Source organism: Hanamia caeni (assembly GCF_003721595.1).
Classification (GTDB): domain Bacteria; phylum Bacteroidota; class Bacteroidia; order Chitinophagales; family Chitinophagaceae; genus Ginsengibacter; species Ginsengibacter caeni.
The window spans coordinates 321,941-345,947 of the sequence record NZ_RJJR01000002.1; the positions used below are offsets into that span (position 1 = coordinate 321,941).

Sequence of the window (24,007 nt, forward strand, 5' to 3'; positions counted from 1 at the left end):
TGACATGACTTTATCAGTATTTTTTATAAAAGTCTTTAGCCAGCCTGCTTATTTCGGCCTCGGAAAGATGTTCCCCCGAACTGATAATTACGCGATACCTGAACGTGACTGACTGGCCTTTATAAAGCGTAAAATTGATGGTTAATTTGCCATCAGTAAAATCATGCGCGCCAAACGGATTAGCAGCAAACAAGCCATATCCCCGCGCATGCCAGTATGTAGGATAATCAAAATTTTTTGGATGATCACAAATTATCAGCGATACTTTTTCACCGTTGATATTTCCGTAAAGGTCTATCCATTTGGCGCGTGTGCCCCATACGCTATCACCGGTAATTCCTTCACTGCTAAGATAATTTCCGGTGGTTTCCCCGGAAGTTGGCGCAATAGTGGTTGTATCTCCTAAAGCATCTACAAAAGATTCTGATTTTTGTGTGGGTAGTTTTAAAAACCGGTTATACCTGATGCCAAACATTCCTTCCTTCGTATCCTTAAAAGTTACTACACTGTCTGTGGCGGTAAGGGTTGTGATCCGATCAATAATGCGCGTTGCGCCTTGTGCCGAAAAATGGTAGGTTGTTTTTTCTGCCAATAATTGGTTGCCAGAAGGGCTGAGCCAACTTTCATCCGCGACCAATATTCCTTCTGCACCGGAAGACAGTTGTTCAACTTTAATATGCTTAATTCTTCCCTTTTGAACTTTTCTTATTTCCGGCTCAATCGCGTACGAATTGCCCCAGAAATCATAGCCATTTACATCGCCATAATTCAGCCATAAACCCCGCTGATGAGGATGGTCTGTACTTTCACCAGGTCGCGGTTTGATAGGCCATCCACGCGTTACCGGCTTCCCTCCATCTGTGAGTATGGGGTAGAGAATTTGTTTCATTAAAGAATCCGAATAACAGTAAGAAGTAAAAAATTTACCTCCAATTATCACATCGACTTTTTGCGCAGATTTTATATTTACCAATTCTACTTCAGTCTTTGTTTTATTCTGATGTTTAATAGCCTGGCTTGTTGCCGTTAGCGCGGATAAAAAGAAAAAAGCTATCGTAGCAAAAAAAGAAGGCAATGTTCGGAGATTCATAGTCATTAAAATGAATGGTGGCGATAAATGTGAACCGGAAATGAATTAAACTTCGTTTGGAACTACATAAGGCGGCCGGTAGGCTCGTGTCAATAGTTCGTTCGCCTCGGCATCATTCACAAACTTTTCACGATCCATATCACCTCCCATAAATTCAAGGTCACGCTTAAGGCGATAAGAAATGTTGGCCGTCAAGGGCAGCACGGTTGAAAAAAATCCTTCGTTAACATCGCAATGCAAATCGTGATAATTGCCCGAACGTACCGCATCCAAAAAGTTAGAAAAATGCTCTGTTTCGGAAGGACCTGCAAGCGAGATAGCCTCATTGCTGGTGCCTTCACTTTTTGAGCCGGCAAAAGGTTTATTCTCTCCGTTATGAAATGCCTTCCATGTAGAGCCATCAATTTCCAGGTAGCCTTTCGTTCCATAAAAAATATTCCCGATTTTTATTCCAAGGCTACCCTCGCCATTTGATTGCCGCCCGCGTGTTGCAAATTCAAGTATAGAGCCGTCCTTGTATTTAAAAACGGATGTTTGCATGTCGGGCGTTTCCTGGGCGCATTCGTCGGGAGACCATCCGTAGATTCCGCCGGTGGAGTGCACAGACACAGGATGTTCATTTTTATTAAGCCCCCATCGCGCAATATCAAACTGGTGTGGACCCTGGTTGCCTGTGTCGCCGTTGCCGGTATCCCAGAACCAGTGCCAGTTATAAATATCACGCTTTTCATTATAAGGACGCCATGTAACGGGCCCAAGCCACATATCATAATGAAGTGAAGCCGGTGGTTTGCTGTCGGGCGCTATGCCAAAAGAATTTCGCGGCTTTATGCAAAGGCCACGCGCCATAAACACTTTGCCAATGCCTCCGTCGTGAAGAAATTGAATGGCTTCTATTACATTCGCGATTGAACGATTCTGAAATCCTACCTGCACTATCCGGTTGTATTTGCGCGCAGCTTCTACCATCTTTCTGCCTTCCCATACATTGTGCATCGCAGGCTTTTCACAATATACATGCTTGCCCGCCTGGCATGCCCAGATGGTTCCCAATGCATGCCAGAAGTTAGGCATAGCAATGGATACCGCATGAATATCTTTGTTATCGAAAACCTTTCGCATATCATATTCTGTCCTGGGGTTGACACCGCTTTGGTCCATTACCATTTTTGAACGCGAAGGAAAAAATTCCTCATGAACATCACACAACGTAGTCAGTCTTACATTCTGGCTATCTTTTAATTTGCACCATGCATCGATATGCGCCACGCCCCTGCCATGAATGCCAATCACGGCAAGGTTGATACGATCGTTCGCTCCGATAATGGATGCATACGATTTTGCGCTAAAACCAAAACCTCCGATTGCAATACCGGCAGTGCCCATCAAACTTTTTTTGATAAATTCTCTTCTTTTTTCCATGGATTTGTTTTATTTAAATTAAAAATGAACAGATTTAAAAATGTCAAGCCGTACACAACGGTTCTTTTCACAAACGCACCAAATACCACCTGAAGGCAACGTGATTCTGCGTTACCTGCGGATCAATTTATGAGCAAAATTTACATTTTAACGATAAGCTCAGCAAAACGTCTTACATGATTGAAGAATACAATAATCAAAACTATTGTTTTTTTATAAAACGTCTCCCAGATATTTGAGTTTGATTTACAAAAAATAAAAATGGGGCTAAAACTTGCTTTACTGTAAGCCAGTGTATTATCTGCTGAAGAGAATGAAAAGGAACAATTTTACAGGATGCGTGCGGTATAGGTTTCGAGTGGCGAGTATTTGCCGGAAGAGAAGTGAACTTATCTTTTATTTGATGAATTGAGGTATACTGCTGAATTAGAAAGTATTTTCTAATTTCAACAAATGCGTAAAATATTTTTGTGGATAATAACTGTATGCGATCAAATTAATGCAAATCCCAAAGCCTTATTGGTTATTCCTTTTATGGCGTCTAAAACGTCGTTTATAGCCGCTTCTGCTGCGAGCAAGCCCAATCCTTCTTCCGACAACAAAACCGTAGTGAGTGCATTCTTTTGCATGCTAAATAATAGCTTCGCCTGCTCTGGAGTAATTTTTTTGTTTACCATCATTTTTTCTATTTCCACCAGGTTGTGTGCAAGGGTTTTGGCAGAGGTGGTGGCAAGGCTGCTGATTGCCTGCCATTTATCGCCCAGGCTATTTTTTAGTGTGCCAAGTAAGGTATCTGTAAGGGATTTAAAATCTATTTGAGCCATAATAATAATTTTAAACGTATGTAATTCGGATTATTTAGAAACTTTTTGCCGTTTCAGTCCATTTTGTAAGGCAATCATTGCAGAAAATTGTACCTGGAAAGTTGAATCAATTACCTGCACGGGTTCCATGCTTGTGAAACCTGTTTTATTAAACTCTTCCATGGTTTTAATATTATTTTCCAAAGTGGTTATTTCCTGGCTGATAATTTTATATTTTGGTAATGAGTTGGTTCTTATCTGCAGGCTTTTTATTTCTCCTTCTATCTTGTCGTAATCGCTTTTCAGGTTTTCATATTTGTTTCCGTCAGGTGTATTATTGGTAATGTTTTTTTCAATTTTTACCAATAATGTCGACACTTCTGTTTGTATTTGCTGAATGCTTTCGTCGGTTACCTGGTCGTAAGCACCAATCAGCATTACGCGGCAGCTTACTATCGTGCTGATAAACGCCAGGATGATAATCCATGATTTCAATACGTGGTTTGCTTTCATAAAGGAAAATTTAATCGTCTATAATACCATCCCGGCAAAAGGAAGAACATATTTTGTAATCAATGGTTATGAAGTATCATGCAAGTATCATAATGCTTCAGCGTCAAATTTATTTGAATCATTTATTTTCTTAAAAAGTAAAACCTTACTTGTGTTCATGGAAAAGCACAAAATTTTTCATGGAAAAGCGCTGGCCTTACATTCATTTTTGCATCAGGCAGATACCGGCATTCATAGCAAATGTTATCACTAAAATAAAAAAGAGTTTTATAGTTTGCTTTACTGTCTTTTCCTTTCCAATTTTTTCTGAAATACTCTATTGCAATTTCAAGCTGAAATGAGATACGTAAAATGAGCAGTATTTACTTGTCTGCACACAAATTTGCCGCTGAAAAGTCTTTAAATAAAAAAACCCCGGCTTGTCCCCGGGGCTTGTTCAATTTTCAAAAGAGTTTTAGTTAAGATGCCATCTCCTTAGCATTGCCGTTGCAGAGCGCACTTTTCGGTTCCGGTTCCACATGTCTATAGTAGTAAAATTTCTTTTTTGACTATTTTCATTAACGTTGACTTCCCGTACCAATCTTTCCTGTTGTTCATAATTGTCCAACTGCACAGTTGGCTGCTTAATAATGTTGTTCATTATAAATCCTTTTAATTAATAAATATGTCTTTCGGGAAGAAGAGGAGGGTAGATCAGCAGTTGTTAATAATGATTTCCTGAAGTTATCCTTCACTCAATTTGGAGTTTATCTTACTTCCCCAGACTTTTGCGATGCAAAGCTATATTCAAGCGTTTTACTTCTGAAAACAATTTAAGAGCAGTCAATGCATGGCCAACACTATTATTTTTATTGTAAGTAGTTACTATCCAATTCGTTAGCAAAGTTTGTTTTAGGATTCCCAGCAAGATTTTGGTAAACAGGTTCCGCATTTGAAAGCTATCCTCAGAATAAAAAGTTTAGGAAAATAAACAGAAACCTTTTCATAAAATGGGATGAACTGATGAAAAGATTTTCAGCTCTCCATAGATTTGTAAGGCCATACTGGAGATATTATGACACGCATTTTAAGATTTAAAACTTAACTGAGCTTTTGCTGATTCCAGAACAGATATTTGATTTGGGTCTTTATAGGGGTATTTGTCAACGTTTTCGAAGGCTCTATCAATTGCCCCTGATAATGCCTTTTTATCAATCAAATTTCTTGACGCAAGATAAATACCTACTGATGCCTGATAGCCAACAAATGGTTTTTCATTATCTCCTGTGTGATCAGCAAGCCAGTCAACATATTCAATTTTAGGTTTTTCCTGTAAAATAGCTATAGCGGCAAGCCTTTTTCCAGGGGAAGAACTATTGGTTAAAGAAGGCAGAATTAATTCAGCTTCTGAAGCTTTGCTTTTCATTTTTTCGACTATATCCTGCATTAAACGGGTTCTGGTATTACCCGAAGGCATTTGTTTCCGAAGATTTTCATACGCATAGGCCAGGGATTCAATTTCAACATGGATATCTTTTTCGGTTGGTATCACATTTTGATCCTTTTTATCAATTTCCCGAATACTGGAAGCCAAAGTCTGAACAAATTGTTCAATAACATTTCCAAATTGGGCGTTTAATTTTGTGCTACCGGTAATTGCTTCTTTTGAAAAAGAACTTAGATCAACAGGTTGAATCTTAAATATTGACGGCGGCAAGTTTAGTTCGCCATACCCTTTTCTAAAAAGAACCGGAAAAAGTATATTTGTTTTTAAAGTTTTTTGAATGGCTTCAGCAACCAGTAAGTCACTATTTAAGAAGTTGCTGCTTAATTCTGAATCAGAAAACACAAAAATGAAAACTTTAGATCCTTCAAGAGCAGCTTTAAAAGTATCGTTCCAATCATTGCCAGGAACCATTTCACCTGCATCAAAATATATCTGTGGCTTATAACCTAATTCATCACCCAGGTATTCCGTTAGGGTTGGCAGCATTACCTCACGAACCCACTGATATACTGAACGGGGATAGCTAATGAACAAATCATAGTTATATTTCTTTTCTTTTTTTTCTTCTGTGGCTTTTAATTCTTTCGTATAATGGTAATAAGATTTTTTTTCTTCAAAATAATTCTTCCCGACAAAATTTTCAATATCTGTAAAATCACTTGAAATAAAATCTGCTATCTTAGAATAAATAAATCCCATACCTTCCGGATCATTGGTTCCCTGTTCCACTACTGCAAGTTTTTCTCCAAAACTGAAATAGTCAACTTGGGGAATTTTTATTTGTTCAAGCATATACCTTGGTTCAATCCACTTAGGCAGCCAGTCGCTAAAGCAGTTCTTTAAAATATCCGCAATGCGGTCAAGCCATTCCTGGGATTCTTTAAATTCTACGCGGGTTCCAAAGCGCGAAGGAAGGGGCAATATAGTTAACGTCATTCTATCCACTGCCAGCCGTTGGCGTGAAGACTGAATGAAATTCATAATGTCTCTGATACCAAACAGGCTTTGGTAGTTTGCAGTGAACATAGGTATCACCACATCTGGTAACATAATTGTGCAAACGCCACTTGCATCACTGAGGCCAGTCCGGCTGTCAATTAAAACAAAATCAAAGTCCTGCAACCATTGATTTCGCAAATTTTCCAAATGCATACCGCCGCCTTCGGGCTTAAAAAAATCTTCCCAGTTAAACCTTTCAAGTTCGGTTGTATATTTTATTGGATCCTTTTCCCTGCCACTCGGTAAAAGGTAAATGGGATGTTTGAAATCGGTAGAAATTGTCCAGAGATAATTTGTATAATCAACCGTGTTATTTTTTTTAAATTCTGATAATAAAGATAATAAACCCTCGCCTTCATTATTTATTTGGAACGCATTAAAATATCTTTCCAGGCCTGGGGCTTCAAGATCCCAATCTACAATCAGAATCTTTTTATTACGTTTTGACAGTTCAAAAGCAATATTCGCAAGTGACATGCTTCTGCCCACTCCCCCCTTATACGAATAAAAAGTTATAATGCTGCTCATTGTTAAATGAATTTGGGTGTTTGCGTTTGCTGCGCCTGCGTGTTAATATAGAACTGTTTGAAAAATGTATTTGCCGTGTCAATCTTCCAGTCTGCCTGGCAATCGGGAGCTTTATCTAATACACTTGCAATTGCCTTTCCCAACGGTTTTAGTTTATCAGATAATAACTCAGCTTTTGGACTATCAGGCGACATTTTTACATTAAAACAATCCTGTATTTCCACTTTTTGAATAGAAGATAGGTTGATTGGCATAGTTTCACCATCGTGTATAATAGTGGGAAACACAAGGCCCTCGGGCTGTTGCAAAGTTCTAAAACCGGTTTTTATTTCTCTTTCGAGCATGTGGCTTATTTCACACGCACACCACACACTGTTGAGGTATGTTTTTGACCAAAGAGGAATAATTGTTTTGCATGTGCCTAGAGCATTCCCCAGGGCGATGGGCCAGGTTGTTCCGCTTTCAAGCTGAAGGTCAATATAAAAAACGGGATGCCTTCCTAATTCATAAAAGACATGACTATCCAGTAATGGAACGAAATGTTTTTCAATCCAGGCTTTTGTTAAATCATCACGCCTGTAGCTTATAAAAATGTCATACGCATAGTTCATATTTATAAGGAATATCTGATTAACTAAATTAAGCGATTTATCAAATATCAAATAGAAGTCCTTTCGTCAAATCTCTCTCTCCATCCTTGCTCTACTTGCATAGGTTATGGAAATTGACCCGTCCACCCAAAGATGAGTAAGGCTTATTGCGCCTCTATTGAACTTCATTTTAAATCCAGTAAATGGACAAATAATTTCAATTTTTATTTTAAAATTATTCATTCTTCCACACAATTCTATCCATTGATAATATCCAGTCGTTTCATCACAAAATCTCTTCCGTTTTCGAAGAAAAGCTTTTTTGAAAACGATTTTACGTCAAACTCTTCGGGCAATTTGATGCCCGATTTTTTAGCAAACGAAACAAAGTTGTCTTCCAGTTCAGATTTAAAGTGTTCAAGGCTGTTGGCAGTTTCACAAACCCAGATTGGGTTAATGAGCCCATCATAATCACTACCGATACAAAGTTGGTTAAGCGCCGTCATCACATCATAACTATTTTTTTGTGCCAGCGCTATCACGTGAATGATATGTGCCATAAAGTGCTTAAGATGATAGTCGCTCAACATAGGGTTCACCTCGCCTCCTTCTTCAATCTCATCCCAGCTCATTATCTTTTCCGCATCAGCAAAGGCTTTGCTGATAGTCACCTTTCCTTTCCCCAAAAACAAAGTTTTTTCCTTATTGGAAATGTATTCTGTTTCCAAAGGAAAATCATCCCGGCCATTGCTTTCTTTTTCAAATTGCTGGAACCCTAAAATGCGTTTGTCCATACTCAGCCCTATCATCCCTCCGGATTGAAGGATTTCCATAATGTCCTCATCGTATAAATTGATGCTTGATGCATTGAAGCAGGGGCGCGGACTGTCACCGTATTTTACCGGCTTTCCCTGCCAGAAAACGGTGTATCCCTTTTTGGCGAAATCCCTGACCGCAAAAAGGTAATCCGGAATTTCCTTAAATGAAATGCCCGTAAAGCCTGCGTGGGTGCATACTATCGGTTGGTTAATGGTGGCAAATTCGGGCGTACGGCGCAGTTCATACAAATGCTGCCTGGAGCCAAGGCTCAGGTGCTTTACGTCTATCATTATGTTGTTTTCATAGCAATGTTTCAGCACCGCTATGCCCTTATCTTCAATTTTAAATCCTGTAGGCCGAAAACCTTCATCACTTAAAAATTGCATCCCAAAAGCCATGTTGCAAAGCGGCGATTGCTCCATGTGTGTCAGGTTAATTGAAAGCAGCGCCGCACTTTTCCGGAGGTCATCTATATTGTTTATGATAGCGTCTACATCAAAATTTTGTATTCCCGAAGAAAGCGAGTGGCAGCCTTCTACCGAAAAAACCACATGGATGGTGGACAAATCATTTTCATCATAATCGCTTCTTTTCCTGATGAGCTTCACTTTTTTATTGTTGATGCCAAATTGCACGGCGTCCGTTAGTGTGGCCCAGTCATCTGATCGCAAAAGCTCGTATGGGTTACCATTCAGTAACGTATCTATTTTCTGTTTTTGCAAATAAATTCCTAAAGGACCTTCAGTACTTTTTTGTAAAAGGTCAGCAGCCAGCATATCTTTTTCAGGCATGTATAAGGCTACGCAAACAAGGTTGCAATCTGAAGCGGCCAATTGCGCAAGGTCGCCCTGCGATTGAAGTATGTAAGGAAATTCAGTACAGCATTTAAGCAGGAATGGAATTTTACTTTTGTCAAGCGGCGTCCACGGACTGTGTTTTTTACATTGACTTTTGGCATCATTTTCAGAAAATAGGGACTTTAAGGTTGGGTGAATATGAAAATCGAAAAATGGCATGTTGAATGGCTTTGGGGTGAAATAATTTTATTTATTTTTTTGATACTGTTTTAAAATGATAGTGCATTGGATATAGGCTAAAAATTTTTATACATCTTCAACTCTTTTCAAAAATCCTTTTTCATCCAGATCTGTCAAAACCCATTTCACGGCCAACTCTGCTACGTTACGTGCGAGGCCAGGCTTTGACGCATTAAATCCGCCCGTTAATGCCCTGTTGAAAAGATACCCTTTAACCTTGTCAAACCAGGTGCTGTGATAGTACTTATCCATCCATTTTCCCGTCTCTGTATTTTTGGTGGAGGCATTCTTGCTAACTAGCGTTGCTTTAATGATGTCGAGTATTTTTTCAAACCGGTCTTCCATAGCTTTTCTCTGATCAAACAATGCAGTTGGATCATACATGGGCCGGGTTTTTACAGAATAATCCCATCTATTTTTTTCAGTACCGGTCTTTCTTTCTTTTAATAAATTCATATCTGGAATGATGGGTAAGTAGGTTTTGCCATCCGGCCCGGTTTGCTTAAAGGCCTCAACCATTTCATCCGTCCACGATTGATGAATAGGATGTATAATATTGGCAGATGGATTAGCGCTGTCTTTTTTATATTCAAAAGCGAAATAATACCTGAAAAAATTTCTTGAATTGTCGCGGCCCAGGAAAAAATCATGATGCCTGAATTCGATATCGAGAAAGCCTCCAAAAGCAGAAACAGTACCACACGCAATAGGATGAGCTTCCACTTCGGTTTCTGAAATAGATTTTGTTGGATAAATCTCTGACCTGTAATACGGATTCAGAGAAGCTTCTACAAGATCTGCTTTCTTCACTTTAGATTGTTCATACAAAGTGTTGATGATAGAAGGCACCACCGAAAATAGATCCGAGGGTGATTTGTATATATCATCCTTATTTACTGTATCCGGAAAAGGATCGATCATTACTACTCCATATTTTGGATATCCGTTTTCGTAACACTCGTTATAGCGGTGTTTTAAAATTCCCATCACTTCGCCAAAAGGCTCGTTGTTGATAGCGCCTCCGTCAACAGTAACGAAATCAAATGGCGAAGGAAAGTTGTCCCAGTTTGGCGGTGTAATATTTTCAACTTGCCCGAAGCGGTTATAGATGATTCTTTCCGTGACCGCTTTTATATAGTCATCTGTAAAAATCGTCTGGTCCACTTCCCTGAATTTTAATCCGACGGGAAAAGCGCCCGTGGCCTTGGTAGTCAGCGACATGATATCACAGAATGGCTTTTCGTACGGATTGAGCCATAAGAAATTGGCGTTAGGTTTGACGCCATTGTTGAGTTTATATTGGGAGACAATGAAGTGCTCGAAAGTGTTATACTCAATTCCCTGAACGCCCTTCGCAATATCGCTATCGGTGGAAAAATTAATGCTCAGCGGAATGCCACGGAGCATTGTATGGGACAATAATAAATCCATATCTTTTGAAAAATAGGTTGGAAGTTTATCTACCTGCTCTATAAGGTTTCCCTCAACCGTAAGCGCCTTGTCAGCTATATCATCTATTATTTTAGAATTGAGCAACGACACAAATTTGTTGTCATTCAGATCATCATTTTTAAATGCTTTGGCTAATGTTTTTGCTCCTTTTCCATCAGGATCATCATCCAGGTTTACCCAGCTATCATAAAAAATATTATCTTTTTTGCCGCCAATAAGGGAAGGATCTGTTACCGGGTTTATCCTGCCATCTAACCCATAAATAGCAGACATAATAGTTGTCATGCCGCCGGCGGAAGCGCCGCCCATGGCATCAATCATCACATTGTGTTGTGGCACTGCCTCATACCATTGTTCGTAACCTGGCAGATTTTTATTTTTTGCTTTTTCCCACAGATCCAGGATTTCAAAAAGATAATCCATAGCGCCGCCGGTATAGCATCCAGCGGAGCCGGCGCCGGCCATGGTGAGGCCGATGTGGAAAGTGGGGTTGGGGGTTAATTCCATAATTTATTTTGTTTGATAAGTCTTTTGTTTTCTTAGAGTGAAATCGTAATCAGTTGAACAATATTCATTCAGGCTTCTGGCCTGGATTAGGGGTTACGACACCAATCTTAGATTGGTCGGTTACTTCCACTTTTGACCCTGTGCCCCGCAGGTTGACTATCTTACTCAACATATCAAACCAGAAAGGCGCTCCAAGCATAATGGCCATTGCAGTTATAATCCAGCCGAAAAAGGTTTCCCATCCACCAGATTGATTCGGGCTATAATAATTCCACTTATCACCTACTGTTTGTTTGATATAGTCATGTCTATCTTTAAAATGTTGTGTTCTGTTATATTGCTGCAGTGAAGCAACATATTTTGCCAAATTGGTTTTATCAGTTTGCATAGACTTGTTAAGGGAGTCAATAATGATTGATAAGCGGGTACTGTCTACGGCAGTTTTTAAACTATCTTTTTTGAAAGAAAGGCTCGTTTCCAAATCAGTTGCATTGCTGATTTTATTTTTCAGACGCTCTATACTATCCTGTGTTGAAGGAATGACCTTCGCTAAGGCGTTAAGCCTGGTTTCAAAGTCAGCACGTTTCATACTGTCTTTCCACATCTTCAAAGTATCTTTCCATGGCCTTCCTAATCCCAAAACATTATTTGATTTTTCTGCATCAGCCGCCACCAGGTTAAAAGTAGAATCGAGGCGGGTGCTGTCTCCCGGCAACAATTTATCAGGATTTAAATGTTCCTGGCTGGCTATAGCCATCGATACCATCTGGTCGCGCGCAGTGCGGTTATTGGTAAGTATTCGCCGGATGGCTAAAGTATCTACATTAAAGAAATAAGCAACTGCCAGTCCGATGCAGAAAAGTAAAATTCTTGTGTATTTTTTGAACCAGCCTGTAGCCCGCTCCATGGTATCATTAAACCATTGTTCTAACTTTTGCTGAAACAATGCAATATCGGCGCCCGAGTCTTCCCAAAGCGATTTAATGAACAGGGCTGTATTTTGATTAATTGGAATGGTATTGCCGTTTGTTCCATTGCCTGAGTTTATTATGCTTTTTATAGCAGGGTTAGCAATATCATTTAAATTGATGGGCAGCTTGTGAATCACGCCTGCAATGATAGAATCGTGAAGAGCCTGCGGGTTTTGATTGCCCGCCTGGTCGAATCCTTTGAGAAGATCCATTATTACCTTGGAAAAATTTGCTGATGATATATAAGCGGGTTTACTGTACCAATTATCTTCGGCCAGGTATTTAATAAGCGGATGCGCATAAAACCAGGGAGCTACTTTTTTACCTTTCATCAAATTTTTAAGATTGAAAATGTGGAGAATTCCGTTTATCCGGTCCAGGTAGGGAATATCTCCGGTAGTTTTTCCATCTTCAAGCATTCGAAGGATAGCTTTTTCTAAAACTTTTGCCCTGATAGCAAAGCGGGTTGCAATTATTTCCTGTATAATGGTGGCCATAAGGCTATACAGCAAAAACACGAAAATCAAACCGATAAAAACATCTAATGCAACATTATTAAACATAGGAGTAAATATTTCAGTATTGATTATTCCAGGTTGATCATTGGCTATCTCTAACAAAAATTGATTGCAGGGCTGCTTGTGAAATATGGGCTATAAAATAAATTTTGGATAATGCCACCGTCCTTCCAAATGCATTATTCAGATATCCTTCAAAAAGAAGATTAACTCTAAACCCATACGTTTGTTACCGGGTTTCACCTTTCTTTTCCCATTCGTTTTCCCTGGCTCTACCTTTCAAACTTATTTTTATTCTTCCGGATTGAGCAGGGAAAATCCATGATTTTGTTCAGGGATTTCCTCCATAATTTCAATAAAAATCGTGCGATCAAATAATCTATATTTGATAAATGACTACCATCGCTTTGATAGATGATCATAAGATCTTCTGCGATTCTTTAGCAGGACTTATAAATGATTTCGAAGGCTTCACTGTGAAATGGTCTGCCCAGGATGGCCTGAAAGCCATTGATTTATTGCAGCATGATAAAAATCTACCTGATATTATTTTGCTGGATATTGTGATGCCCGCCCTGAGCGGACTGGAGGTGGCTAAATGGATTTACCAAAATAACAAAAGCATAAAGGTGCTGGCGCTTAGCATGGAAGAAGATGATAACACCGTAATTCAAATGCTTCAATATGGAATAAAAGGATACCTGTTAAAAAATATCAGCTCAGAGGAGCTAAATACAGCCCTGAATCAGGTAGTAAAATTCGGATATTATTATACGCCCATCATTACAGGAAATATTCACAAACATATTGAGAAAAAAATCGCCAGGAAGGATACGCCGGAAATGAGTGAGCGCGAAAATCAATTGCTACATTATTTATGCACAGATATGAGCTATGCTGAAATATCAAAAAAGATTTTTTTAAGCGAATCAACTATTGACACTTACCGCGCAAGGCTTTTCGAAAAATTTGAAGTGAAAAACAGAATCGGCCTTGTATTGAAGGCTGCACATATGGGCATTGTTACTTTATAAAGGGATTTCAATATTCACAGTTGATCCGTTACCGGGCTGGGATTGCAGCCTGAACTTTCCTTTCAAGTAATTTACCCTGCTTTCGGCGCTTTGTATGCCCAATGAGTTTTTATTCCCATTATGCTTCGGGTTAAATCCCTGGCCGTTGTCCATGATGTTTACAGACAGGATTTCCTTTTTTGATTGAATAGAAACCGAAATTTCTTTTCCTTCACTGTGTTTGGCGGCGTTCAATACCAGTTCACTGGTAATCCTGTAAACATTCATTTGCAATTCAGGTTCAAACAGCGATTGTACATCGTGTTCGAAAAAGATTTTCTTGCAATACAATTGCTCCATGTTTTCAAAATAATCAGACAAAGTATTTATCAGGCCTTTTGCCGAAAGGCTCTTTGGCATCAGGTTATGGGCAATGTTCCTGATTTCCGTAATGGAGTCATCAATAATAGTTTCTGTTTTTTCCACCAGCTCCATTTGCTTTTGTTCTTCTTTGGCGGATATAAGCCGCCTGAAATTTATTTTGAGTGCGGCAAGCAACGGCCCGATATTATCATGAAGGTCACCGGCTATTCTTTTACGCTCCTGTTCCTGTAGCGTAATTAATTTTTTTAAAGTGCTCATTTGTTCTGATTCAAGAGCAAGCACCTGCAATTCCTTCATCTTTCTTTCTTCCAGTAATCCATAAAACAAACCGAAAGCCATTATTGAATTTTCAATCAAAATGGCCAGTGACATTCCATGTTCATTTAAAAAGTAGTTGTGTAAAATGCCGGCGTTTGAACATAGCTGAAACAAAGTCATCATACAAATCACCAGCATAGCAGTGGAAAATATTTTGGCAATATTGGTTTCTTTAAAAAAATGGAATGGAATAAAAACAACTATTGCCATTAAAAATATCAGTTCAATGTGCCAAAGCATGTAGAGCGAAGCCATGAACCGTTCATTTAAATGAGGAATTAGCAGCAGCAGCATGGCCGAAATGGTGGCTAATAAAGCAAATTTTACCCACTGTATGGACTCGCTGAGAAAACTTTTCTTTTTTAGATGTTGAGCAAAAGATAATTGCAATACAATCAAAAGAAAAAGCCCCGCTCCAAGGCTGGCCATAGGTTTGACAACGTTATTCAAAATGGGCGTGTTCGCATACATGTATGGATAAATTCTGCCATAATGAGAAAGAATCCATGTTGAAATGCAGGCTATATATGCGAGGTATGCGGCAAAAACAGGTTTTTTAAAAAAGAGAAATGCCAGCAGAATTACTGCAGAAATCATAAATGCAATACCAACGTAAAAGAAAATAATTCTTTCATTAGCCAGGTAATCCTGCATCAAATCATTTTGACTGCCGATTTTATAGTGAATGTTGATATTTTTTTGAGAAGATTTTATGGCAATACAATAGAATGAAGGATTTTTACTGACTTCAAGTGGAACCGTGTGCCATACATATTTTTTGTTGTCACTAAATGGAATCAATTGTCCTCCCCGGTATAAAAGAGAATCAACATTACTTTCGTTCACCCGGTAAATGCTAATCGTATCGACGCTTGTATTGTCAATCGTCAGATATTGATTTGGTAATGTGTGCGGGGCGCTGATTTTAAGAATGATGAAATAAAATTCAGAACCGGTCAACCCCAAATTGATATTGCCATCCTGGTATTTTTTAAAATCCAGCATGGCTGGTGAAATATGCTGAATTTCCTGATCCGGATTCAAATGATTTGAAAAAACAAATGCACTATCATTTATTAAAATCTTCTGGCCATTATTTTTGAAAGAAAGAAAGATGGCAACCAGCAGTAGGCAAATGCTTTTACAAATATTTGCTTTTTTGCTAAGGGGCGGGGGTTTTGATATCTGTTCCATTTTGTTTTTTAGCGGAGAAAGCCAATAAATCAGCCGCTTATCTTTTAAGATCAAAAATGGATACTGTATTTTAAGTGAAAATCAAGGGAAAGCTCTGGGGGTCTTTATAAGAATTGTGGCAACAAGATAATCAAAAATTATAATATAAGTGTCACAATTATAAATTTTTCAATATTAACCCGGTTTATAAAATATGGGCAGAAAATTTTTCGAAAAGTAGTTAAAAGGGAGTATAGCCTTATATGTTTTAGGTTAATAAACAGCAAAGCAATAAATATACGAGGCTTATATTTTGTTATTCTTCTCTTACAGTGGAAGAAGAAATTAGAACAATTTTTATTTAGCGGCTCTCATAAGTAGAACTTCAAAAATTGTCACATCAAACTGGTTTTTTGCTTGCGGATTTACTCATTACGTGAAAGTATTTAGACATCCTCTTGTCTGAATCATCATCATATTCTCCAAGTCATAAAATCACCTTTCTATACTTTGCAAAATGGTAAACAATAACGGTTCAACATCGGAGACCTAGGGATATGAACTATCCTCGCTAATCGTTTAAAATCAATAATTTGAAAACTTCGAATATTACTACTCCACGAATTACTCAAATGGCCTTTATTATTAACAATAACATTGTTGCGTAAAGATAAATAAAATGAAAGTTTTTATTGACATTGATATTTTAAGGAGCGTGTTAAGTTTTCAGCAAATCAAAAAGTTTGGTGTTGATATAAAGTGTTTCCTTCCAAACCTGTTTTGCTTCTAACACACCAATTGCTTTTAGCTCTTTGAGATATTTGGACGCGGTAATTCTTGAAATCTTCAATCTCTCTACTACATAGTCGATTTTGCAGTAGGGTTGTTCAAATAAAAGTTCCAGTAGTTCTTTATTGAAAGGCCTCGGCACTTGCAGTTTGATTTGTTGACTTGTTTTTTGAAAAAGTTTATTTATCTCCCGGATTTGTTGAATTGTTTCCTTTGCAGTTTGTTCAATCCCGCGTAATATAAATAATATCCATTCTTCCCAATTATCGTTTGTCCTAACCTCTTGCAAGAGTCTATAATAATCTGATTTGTTTTCAATAATAAAATCGCTAAGGTATAAAATGGGGCTTTCTAATAAGCCATGAACAATAAGGTAAAGCACATTAATAATTCTTCCGGTTCTTCCATTGCCATCATAAAAAGGGTGAATGCTTTCAAATTGATAATGCTGAATAGCCAATTTAATTAAGGGGGAGAATTCATCTGATTCATTTAAATAATCATCCAGGTTTTTCATTAACCTTAAAATGGTTTCATAATCGTCTGGTGGTGTGTAAATAGTTTTACCGGTTCTTGCATTTTTTAATGCAGTTCCGGGCAGTCTTCTGATCCCGGCGTTGTTTTCCTCAAGTACTTTTTGGATTTTGATTATAATGTTGGAATTTAAAAAGCTTTTGTTTTTGATTAATTGATATCCCTCCAGTACTGCCTCTCTATAACGCAATACTTCTTTTGTCGATGTGTCTGCCTGAATGCCTTTCGCTGATAAAGCCTGATATAATTTGTCTTGTGTCGTTATTACATTTTCTATTTCAGAACTTGCCTTTGCTTCCTTTAAAATAACCGCGTTCAACAGTATATCAGGATTGGGTAATGTATGAACCAGTCCCTTTAATTCTGCCAATGCAATTGAAGATTCAATTGTCTGTCGCAAAACTTTCTTTGTTTCTGTCTTTTCCTTGTCAGGGGGCAGAAAAGGTAAAGTATTAAAAGGTTGATCAAATGTCGATTTATCTATTTTCCTATTCATGTATTAAGATTATACCCGAAACATTTATTATGTAAAAATAATTTAATTTTTTATACATGACAATGTTCTCATGTATCAAGAGTATACTTGAGAAATATGACCTTTATTCGAACCAGTAGTAACTATTTTAGTTTCTTCTTTCTTTCATCAGCAAGCCGAAGCATTTTCTCCCGTTCAGCGATTTTCTTTTCGCGATTAAGAACTTCTTTTTCAAACTTATCTTTATCGACCTGATATAAGCTGTCTGTCTCGTAAGTGATTTTTAATAAGATTTTATTCCCGTTCGCTTTCCAATACCGATGCTTAAAGTGATTTGCTTCAAAAGCTTTTTTCTCATTATGGCAATTAAGCCATCCATAAGCTAGAAATAATGATACCAAATACATACTAACGGTCAGCCATACTCTATTATGAAAATGATGGATATGCATTACCTTATTTTGCTTAGCATCATCCCGGGCTGATATATTTTGAGCTAGCTTATTAATATTGCCGTTGTTGTCTGTCAACTGTGATTTAAATCCCTCAAACTCTGATTGAAAAGATTTTATCTGATGAACTAAATTTTTTTGTTCAACATCCTCTTTAGGAGTATCATTTTTTTTCAACAAAGCAATCTCCAAAGCCTCCAGCTTCTCTATAATTGTTTGTAACAATAATTCATTCATGGCTTATTATTTTATAAGTGCAGGCATTTTGATTTTTTCTTTTTCGGTTTGTCCGGACTGAAGTCTTCATCTGCATTCATTGGCTGCTTTTCAGGTGTAAGCAACTCATTCAACAGTGTTCTTTGATTTTTAAAGTCTTTATACTTTTCAGAGGATTTATTTTGTGAAAGCGACTGCGACAAATGAATCTCTTTAAAAAATTCTCCATCTTGATTTATTCGTTGTTTCACTATTCCCTTTTGAAGATTTAATACCGAAAACTTCCTGTCAATTTCACTGCCCTTGTATTTAAAGTTTCCGATCTTAAAACCAATACCCTGCAACTCATTTGTTTGCCCTTTGTATTTGTATAAGGTCTCAATATTTTTATTCATCAATCTTTCTTTTAGGTCATCAAGATCTCTGCAGCCTGGAAGTGATTCCAAAATAGCTTGATAAACCACATACTTATTTGCCTCCTTTTCATTTAATGCTTCCAGGTTAATGAGAGATAGTTTTTTTGAGACAGCTTCTTTCAATCGATATTTAAGCGTTAGTTGTTGAGCGACTTTCTTACCCTAAAACCAATCCAATTATCTTTAATAGTTTCGCCATTATTATTGACCAGGTTGGCAAGAATGTGCAGGTGCTGATGATTTTTATCGATGTGTTTTGTGATCACAAGATGTGTTTTGTGATCACAAATTGCGTGTCTCTAATTTTAATTTCCTGTAGGTATTCTTTAGCAATTTGGACCATCATTTTATCTTCTATTTTCTCTCCCGGATAAAAGCTAATAATTCCATGAAAAACTGCTTTGGAAAGTGAGGGCCTCATTGCCTGTTGTAATTCAAAATCTTTTGCCATTAATTTATAGTCATAATCACGAACTCCTTCGGCTTCTAAAACAAACGCTCTTTTTTGGTCAGTGCAAACATATCTGCAGGCTCCATAAAATGTTTTTCCTACCACTACTTTACTAATCAATTTCCATTCATTTTTTGTAAGATTTCATCGGCTAAATTTTTATATTTTTCGAGTAAAAAAATCACACTAAACAGCCTTCCTGGTGTGCCTTTTTGGTGAGCTGATTTAAGTTGTTTGCCATGCCTGTTAACTGCCTGACATAATTTCTTTCGTCTTCGCTTAATTGAGAAATTATTTTTCCATGAATAGACACCTGGCGGATGTAATTGCAAACGTTCGTACCTGTCTTTGAAGCTTTCTGTTTAATGATAAAATACTCCGCTTTGGTAAAGCGAATTCCTTTGACAACTTCTTTTCTAACCGCTTTCCTGAGCCTTCCGCCAGTATGCTTAACATGTCTCTCTTCAATTATCATAATCCTCAGTAATTTCTTTTGCGACCAACGGGAGAAAAAGCAAGCCTAAGTTTTTGTGCAACAAAAACACCGCTTGCTTAGAAAGATTTTTTAAAGATATCTCCGCGTTGAATGTGTTATATTTTGTTGATGCTGTATTTTACCAAAGCTGATATGCCATTCATTTAGGTCTTTGTAACCATGATACAATTTACTCTCGTTCATATATTTCAGGGACCTGCTTTGAGCAAACTCTCATCCACTTTCTTCCAGCATGATGATTATCTAAGTAAAGGTTAATTGGCTCATGTTTTTGCATTAACAAAACACTTCTTTCGAAAAGAGAAAGCGAGTTGAGCACCAGAAAATTTGTCAGAACATCTTTCTGGTTTTGATGAATAAACTGGTAACTAAGGAAGTCAAAAAAGCCTTCAAAAACTGAAATATTATTGGCGTTATTATCTATGTAAGAAACATATTTTAGAGCACTGCTTCCTTTAAAATATTCGTTGCATAATTCATTACCACCGGCGTTATTTTTAAGACCCACAGCCCGGTAAATTTTTTCTTTTTCACCCGCAATAAAATGCACTTCATAACACCATTTATCAGCGATGCTTTTTGAGATATTTCTTTGTCTTAAATAGCGGCAAAGAAGCGGGTCTTCAATGGGCTGCTTTGCGGCTATGATCCTTATCCCGGTTTGTCTTGCATCCTCATGACGAAGTAAAGAGTTTTCATGCAAGTGAAACCGGGATCTCTCAGGATTATTTTTGACAATATTCTGCGGGTGAAAAAAAGATAGTTTTTGCAGAACTTCTGCCACATCACATTGATGCATTTGCATCACAAAATCTAGCAGACTTCCGCCTTTACCAATCCCGTGATCATACCATACATTTTTAATTCTATTGACTTTAAATGACGGATGTTTTTCATCACGAAGTGGAGACAAATACCAATAATCATTTCTGTTCATTTTTTGTGGTGAATGCCCGATAGAATTCAGGTAATCCACCATATCTATTTGATTAGCTTCTGCACAATTCATAACACACGTTTTTAGGAGAGAATAATTTCGGATAGCCTTAACGGTTAGTATCGGTTTGATTGATTAAATGATCAATATCTGCACGATTAAAGTATTGCCTTGATTTGACCTTAAAACTTTTGAGTTTGTTTTGCTTCAGCCATTCATAAAGTGTGGGCTTGGAAACCTGGAAGATCTCACAAACATCGGATGCTTTTAGTAAAGCTTTGTCCGGGAGATGATATTTTGTTGGGGAGAGATTTTGTTGGCTTAGTTTTTCAGTAACTACTTCGTCGATGACAGTTCTGATTTGCTTCCAAAACTCAGATGGAGCTATTGGAAACAGCATTGGTGTTTCATTCATACTTCTACATTTTCTTGTTCACAATTGAAATTCCAAAAACGAATTCAGTAAGCTTGATTAGTAAACCATTGCATGGCTTAATACTTGTTAGGTGTTGGTAAGGCGCCTTTAACAAATGAAATATTAAATCATAATGCTTACTGTTAAACGAAGTAAAATAGTATTAAGTTAGATAATATTTAGTTAATCCTTAATAACCAAAACTCATATTCAGAAATGAATTCATAATTTAATTTAGAAATATCAATATCCTCCAATTTATACCTCCATTCTAAAAAAGATTTCGTGTGTCTTAGCGAAGTTTGATACCGGTCTAAAGTCCCGGGTGCATATTCCTGTCCGACTAACGCGGCTATCTGATCATTGTGATATTTAAACACTTCAAGCAGCATCTGCGGGCTTTGTTTATTCCTGCCGAGGAGCACGTTTTTAATATTTTCGGCAGTAAGTTCTTTGTCTGTTTCAATTAGCTTACGTTTCGATTCAAATACCTTTTGTTGAAGCGTATCGAGATAAGAATTGAATGCCTTTGCGTCATCGCTTTTAACATTCATTCTTCCTGCAGTTGCATTCCAGTGATTCGAGCTACATTTCCGTTTGGTACTAATTTCGCAATAGGTGCCATCAACGGTTATGCGCATGTAAACTGTCAATTGACCGTCGTAATTTTTGTTTTCTTTTTTTAAGTGGAAAAGTAACCCAAAAGTCTTATCCATAAAGCACTTTTATAGTTATAAAATTACCCTTTAGCTTACTGCTAAAAAGGAGTTGCTTCCTTATAAAATGTTAATAGATAAAGGCTTATGTAAAGTCTGTGGAGTAAATAGTTAAGAGAAGTATTACTCCACGAATTACTCCACAAACTATTCTGTAAAATGGAGTAAAAGTAGGTACACCTAAAATTAAAAACCCCCATAAATAGTGAGTTTCACGGGAGTTCTTTAATTCTGTTTACCTTAAATTATTGATTTCAGCGGAGACTAAGGGATTCGAACCCTTGATACCCTTGCAGGTATACACACTTTCCAGGCGTGCTCCTTCAACCACTCGGACAAGTCTCCATTTTTAAAAAGGAGTGCAAATCTACAAATTAATATGAGGATTTAATCGCGCATCGCCATACATCTCTTATGACAGACCGGAATCTAAACCACATTAATTTTTATCCTTCATTTCATCAGAAAGAATGTTATTGTCTTTCTCATCAAGGACGGAAGGTGCCTTCCCCGGCCAATGAAGATAAAGAAAGAGTGCTCCAAGTATTGTCAATAAAATGCCCCACCATACGCCGGCGTGCAATTCTTCCAGCACCACATGCGGGTTTTGACTTGTAGAAAACCCCGGGATGTTGGCAACTAAAACAATAGGGCCATAAATGGCGAGCATTATCCCTACAAAAAACCATATTGAAAAACCTTCTTCTTCATGCATAAAATATAATTTTTTACCAGAAAATAATTTGTAAAATAATAAAAGCCACCAGTACGACTCCTGCCCAGAAAATCGGGCGTTTTATCAAAGGAAGATGCGCGTCTGAGGGCAGGTCGGTACAACCTCTGACTAATCCAACTAATTCCCCGACAGGCTTGGGTTTCGTAGCAAAGCTAACAAATACCGTTACCAGTACGCATATTATCCATGACCAAAGCGCACGATACATATCTTCGGCCATCGCTTTTGCATCCGCCGAACCTGTGATGATGGCGAGTGCTCGTGGGTCTATTCTTACCCACGCCCACATGCCAACTGAGGCAACTGTGCCCGCAAGTAATCCCCAAAAGCCTCCTGCTGATGTAGTTCTTTTCCACAACATGCCCAAAATAACCGTACCAAATAACGGCGCAATGAAAAAGCTGAATAGAGCCTGCACATAATCCATAATGCTGGCGGCATTTTCCACCAAATATGCGGTGCCAATGCTGATAAGAACACCAACAAAAGTAGCCCACCGGCCCATTTTTACATAATGTTTGTCAGTAGCTTCTTTCTTAGTAATCTTAAAATGAAGCGGCCTGTAAATATCATACGTCCATACCGTTGAGAAGGCCGTGACATTGCCCGCCATGCCCGACATAAAGCCGGCAATAAGCGCTGTTACTCCCAACCCTAATAATCCCGGACCTAAATATCGCGCCATCATCAAAGGCAAAATTTCATTATAGCTTGCTCCACCTGTTACCGCCGCCTGTGCCTGTCCTACCAAACCAGGCATTACAGCCAAACCAATCAGGCCAGGTAAAATCACAATTAACGGAACCAGCATTTTAAATCCTGAACCAATGATAGGAGCCATTTTTGCTGACCGCAAATCCTTCGCAGAAAGTACGCGTTGAACAACCAGAAAATCAGTAGTCCAATATCCAAATGAAATAATAAACCCTAAACCAAACACAATTCCGATCCATTGAATGCCCATCGGATTATCATTAAAATGCCCCAAAGTGCTCCACATGTGCGTGTAATCGCCACCGGGAAGATTATGCTGAATTCTGCTCACCATGCCTTTCCAGCCGCCCACTTCCACCAACCCAAGAATCGGCACCAGTAAGGCGCCTGCCCAGATGAGCACAAACTGCAACACTTCATTGAAGATGGCAGAAAGCAAACCACCCAACAGCACATAAACCATTACGGTGATAGAAGATACCCAAATGCTGAAGTTTAAATCCCAGCCGAGAATCACTTTCATTACCAATGCCATCGCAAACATATTTACACCACTCATGAGCACCGTCATAAAACCAAAAGAAATGGCAGATAACATACTAGTACTCTTACCGAAACGCAATTTTAAATATCCGGGTACGGAATGTGTTTTCGATATGTAGTAAAACGGCATCATAACGATGCCCAGGAAAAGCATCGCGGGTATGGCGCCAATCCAATACCAATGCGCCGCTAAAATTCCATATTGATAAGCCGCTGCGGCCCAGCCCATCAGTTCCAGCGAACCGAGGTTAGCCGAAATAAAAGCAAGTCCTGCAATCCACATGGTCATCTTTCTTCCTGCAAGAAAAAAATCATCTCCCGTTTTGGTGAATCTTACCAGGTAATACCCGATTCCTAAAACGATGAGGAAATAAATAATGATGATGAGCAAATCTGCCCAGTTTAGCGAGATTAATCCGCCGGAAAGCAAAAATCCTTTGAAGAGATGAGCCATGGTAATTATTTTATCTATTGTTACTAATTGGAGAATTCTG

General features: G+C 38.2%; 23 protein-coding genes and 1 tRNA gene. 1 reads left to right on the forward strand and 23 read right to left on the reverse strand.

Annotated elements, in window-relative coordinates:
* Positions 1-13 precede the first annotated feature (13 nt).
* The 10 genes from EFY79_RS04575 to EFY79_RS04625 all read right to left on the reverse strand — a co-directional run bounded on the left by EFY79_RS04575 (position 14) and on the right by EFY79_RS04625 (position 12,780).
* Positions 14-1,090, reverse strand: coding sequence for a DUF6807 domain-containing protein (locus EFY79_RS04575; RefSeq protein WP_123119503.1), 1,077 nt, complete (start codon positions 1,088-1,090; stop codon positions 14-16).
* A gap of 45 nt (positions 1,091-1,135) precedes the next feature.
* Entirely contained in the window at positions 1,136-2,512 is a 1,377-nt protein-coding gene (locus EFY79_RS04580; protein ID WP_123119504.1) for a Gfo/Idh/MocA family protein, read from the reverse strand.
* A 491-nt stretch (positions 2,513-3,003) separates the two neighbouring features.
* Positions 3,004-3,336 carry a hypothetical protein gene (locus EFY79_RS04585; RefSeq protein WP_123119505.1) on the reverse strand — a complete coding sequence of 111 codons (333 nt, stop codon included), beginning with the start codon at positions 3,334-3,336 and terminating at the stop codon, positions 3,004-3,006.
* Between the two features lie 30 nt (positions 3,337-3,366).
* On the reverse strand, positions 3,367-3,828 hold the full coding sequence (locus EFY79_RS04590; protein WP_148041851.1) for a hypothetical protein: 462 nt from the start codon (positions 3,826-3,828) through the stop codon (positions 3,367-3,369).
* A 454-nt stretch (positions 3,829-4,282) separates the two neighbouring features.
* Positions 4,283-4,468, reverse strand: a complete 186-nt coding sequence (locus EFY79_RS21275) for a hypothetical protein (protein ID WP_148041852.1) — start codon at positions 4,466-4,468, stop codon at positions 4,283-4,285.
* 426 nt (positions 4,469-4,894) lie between these two features.
* Complete coding sequence (locus tag EFY79_RS04605; RefSeq protein WP_123119509.1) at positions 4,895-6,841, reverse strand: KGGVGR-motif variant AAA ATPase; 1,947 nt, start codon at positions 6,839-6,841, stop codon at positions 4,895-4,897.
* Positions 6,842-6,843: 2 nt separating this feature from the next.
* Positions 6,844-7,452: a toll/interleukin-1 receptor domain-containing protein gene (locus EFY79_RS04610; protein ID WP_123119510.1), complete on the reverse strand. Its 609-nt coding sequence runs from the start codon at positions 7,450-7,452 to the stop codon at positions 6,844-6,846.
* A gap of 236 nt (positions 7,453-7,688) precedes the next feature.
* Positions 7,689-9,266 carry an amidohydrolase family protein gene (locus EFY79_RS04615; protein WP_123119511.1) on the reverse strand — a complete coding sequence of 526 codons (1,578 nt, stop codon included), beginning with the start codon at positions 9,264-9,266 and terminating at the stop codon, positions 7,689-7,691.
* Positions 9,267-9,353: 87 nt separating this feature from the next.
* Positions 9,354-11,246, reverse strand: coding sequence for a hypothetical protein (locus tag EFY79_RS21380; protein ID WP_158605153.1), 1,893 nt, complete (start codon positions 11,244-11,246; stop codon positions 9,354-9,356).
* 64 nt (positions 11,247-11,310) lie between these two features.
* Positions 11,311-12,780, reverse strand: coding sequence for a hypothetical protein (locus tag EFY79_RS04625; protein ID WP_148041853.1), 1,470 nt, complete (start codon positions 12,778-12,780; stop codon positions 11,311-11,313).
* A 347-nt stretch (positions 12,781-13,127) separates the two neighbouring features.
* Here EFY79_RS04625 and EFY79_RS04630 point away from each other — a divergent pair, with 347 nt between their 5' ends.
* Positions 13,128-13,769 carry a response regulator transcription factor gene (locus tag EFY79_RS04630; protein ID WP_123119513.1) on the forward strand — a complete coding sequence of 214 codons (642 nt, stop codon included), beginning with the start codon at positions 13,128-13,130 and terminating at the stop codon, positions 13,767-13,769.
* On the opposite strand, the gene EFY79_RS04635 is transcribed toward EFY79_RS04630, so the two are convergent.
* From EFY79_RS04635 to EFY79_RS04695, 13 genes are all read right to left on the reverse strand, one after another.
* Positions 13,764-15,644, reverse strand: coding sequence for a sensor histidine kinase (locus EFY79_RS04635; RefSeq protein WP_148041854.1), 1,881 nt, complete (start codon positions 15,642-15,644; stop codon positions 13,764-13,766). The two genes, EFY79_RS04630 and EFY79_RS04635, sit on opposite strands and share 6 nt — an antisense overlap.
* 697 nt (positions 15,645-16,341) lie before the next feature.
* Positions 16,342-17,442 (reverse strand): Fic family protein, encoded by a 1,101-nt coding sequence (locus tag EFY79_RS04640; RefSeq protein ID WP_123119515.1) that lies wholly within the window; start codon positions 17,440-17,442, stop codon positions 16,342-16,344.
* Positions 17,443-17,564: 122 nt separating this feature from the next.
* Positions 17,565-18,110, reverse strand: a complete 546-nt coding sequence (locus EFY79_RS04645) for a hypothetical protein (protein WP_123119516.1) — start codon at positions 18,108-18,110, stop codon at positions 17,565-17,567.
* Positions 18,111-18,121: 11 nt separating this feature from the next.
* Positions 18,122-18,628, reverse strand: coding sequence for a hypothetical protein (locus EFY79_RS04650; RefSeq protein WP_123119517.1), 507 nt, complete (start codon positions 18,626-18,628; stop codon positions 18,122-18,124).
* 14 nt (positions 18,629-18,642) lie between these two features.
* Complete coding sequence (locus EFY79_RS04655; protein WP_158605154.1) at positions 18,643-18,771, reverse strand: relaxase/mobilization nuclease domain-containing protein; 129 nt, start codon at positions 18,769-18,771, stop codon at positions 18,643-18,645.
* On the reverse strand, positions 18,768-19,076 hold the full coding sequence (locus EFY79_RS04660) for a relaxase/mobilization nuclease domain-containing protein (RefSeq protein ID WP_123119519.1): 309 nt from the start codon (positions 19,074-19,076) through the stop codon (positions 18,768-18,770). Before EFY79_RS04660 ends, EFY79_RS04655 begins: the two co-directional genes overlap by 4 nt.
* A gap of 61 nt (positions 19,077-19,137) precedes the next feature.
* Positions 19,138-19,431 (reverse strand): plasmid mobilization protein, encoded by a 294-nt coding sequence (locus EFY79_RS04665; RefSeq protein ID WP_123119520.1) that lies wholly within the window; start codon positions 19,429-19,431, stop codon positions 19,138-19,140.
* A 190-nt stretch (positions 19,432-19,621) separates the two neighbouring features.
* Positions 19,622-20,461, reverse strand: coding sequence for a CHC2 zinc finger domain-containing protein (locus EFY79_RS04670; protein ID WP_123119521.1), 840 nt, complete (start codon positions 20,459-20,461; stop codon positions 19,622-19,624).
* Positions 20,462-20,498: 37 nt separating this feature from the next.
* A complete protein-coding gene (locus EFY79_RS04675; protein WP_123119522.1) occupies positions 20,499-20,804 on the reverse strand; it encodes a helix-turn-helix domain-containing protein in 306 nt (101 codons plus the stop codon).
* A 179-nt stretch (positions 20,805-20,983) separates the two neighbouring features.
* Positions 20,984-21,520, reverse strand: coding sequence for a phage integrase SAM-like domain-containing protein (locus EFY79_RS04680; RefSeq protein ID WP_123119523.1), 537 nt, complete (start codon positions 21,518-21,520; stop codon positions 20,984-20,986).
* 258 nt (positions 21,521-21,778) lie between these two features.
* Positions 21,779-21,865, reverse strand: a tRNA-Ser gene (locus EFY79_RS04685).
* A 94-nt stretch (positions 21,866-21,959) separates the two neighbouring features.
* Positions 21,960-22,235, reverse strand: a complete 276-nt coding sequence (locus tag EFY79_RS04690) for a hypothetical protein (RefSeq protein ID WP_123119524.1) — start codon at positions 22,233-22,235, stop codon at positions 21,960-21,962.
* 13 nt (positions 22,236-22,248) lie between these two features.
* Positions 22,249-23,967: a sodium:solute symporter family protein gene (locus tag EFY79_RS04695; protein WP_123119525.1), complete on the reverse strand. Its 1,719-nt coding sequence runs from the start codon at positions 23,965-23,967 to the stop codon at positions 22,249-22,251.
* Between the last annotated feature and the right edge of the window lie 40 nt (positions 23,968-24,007).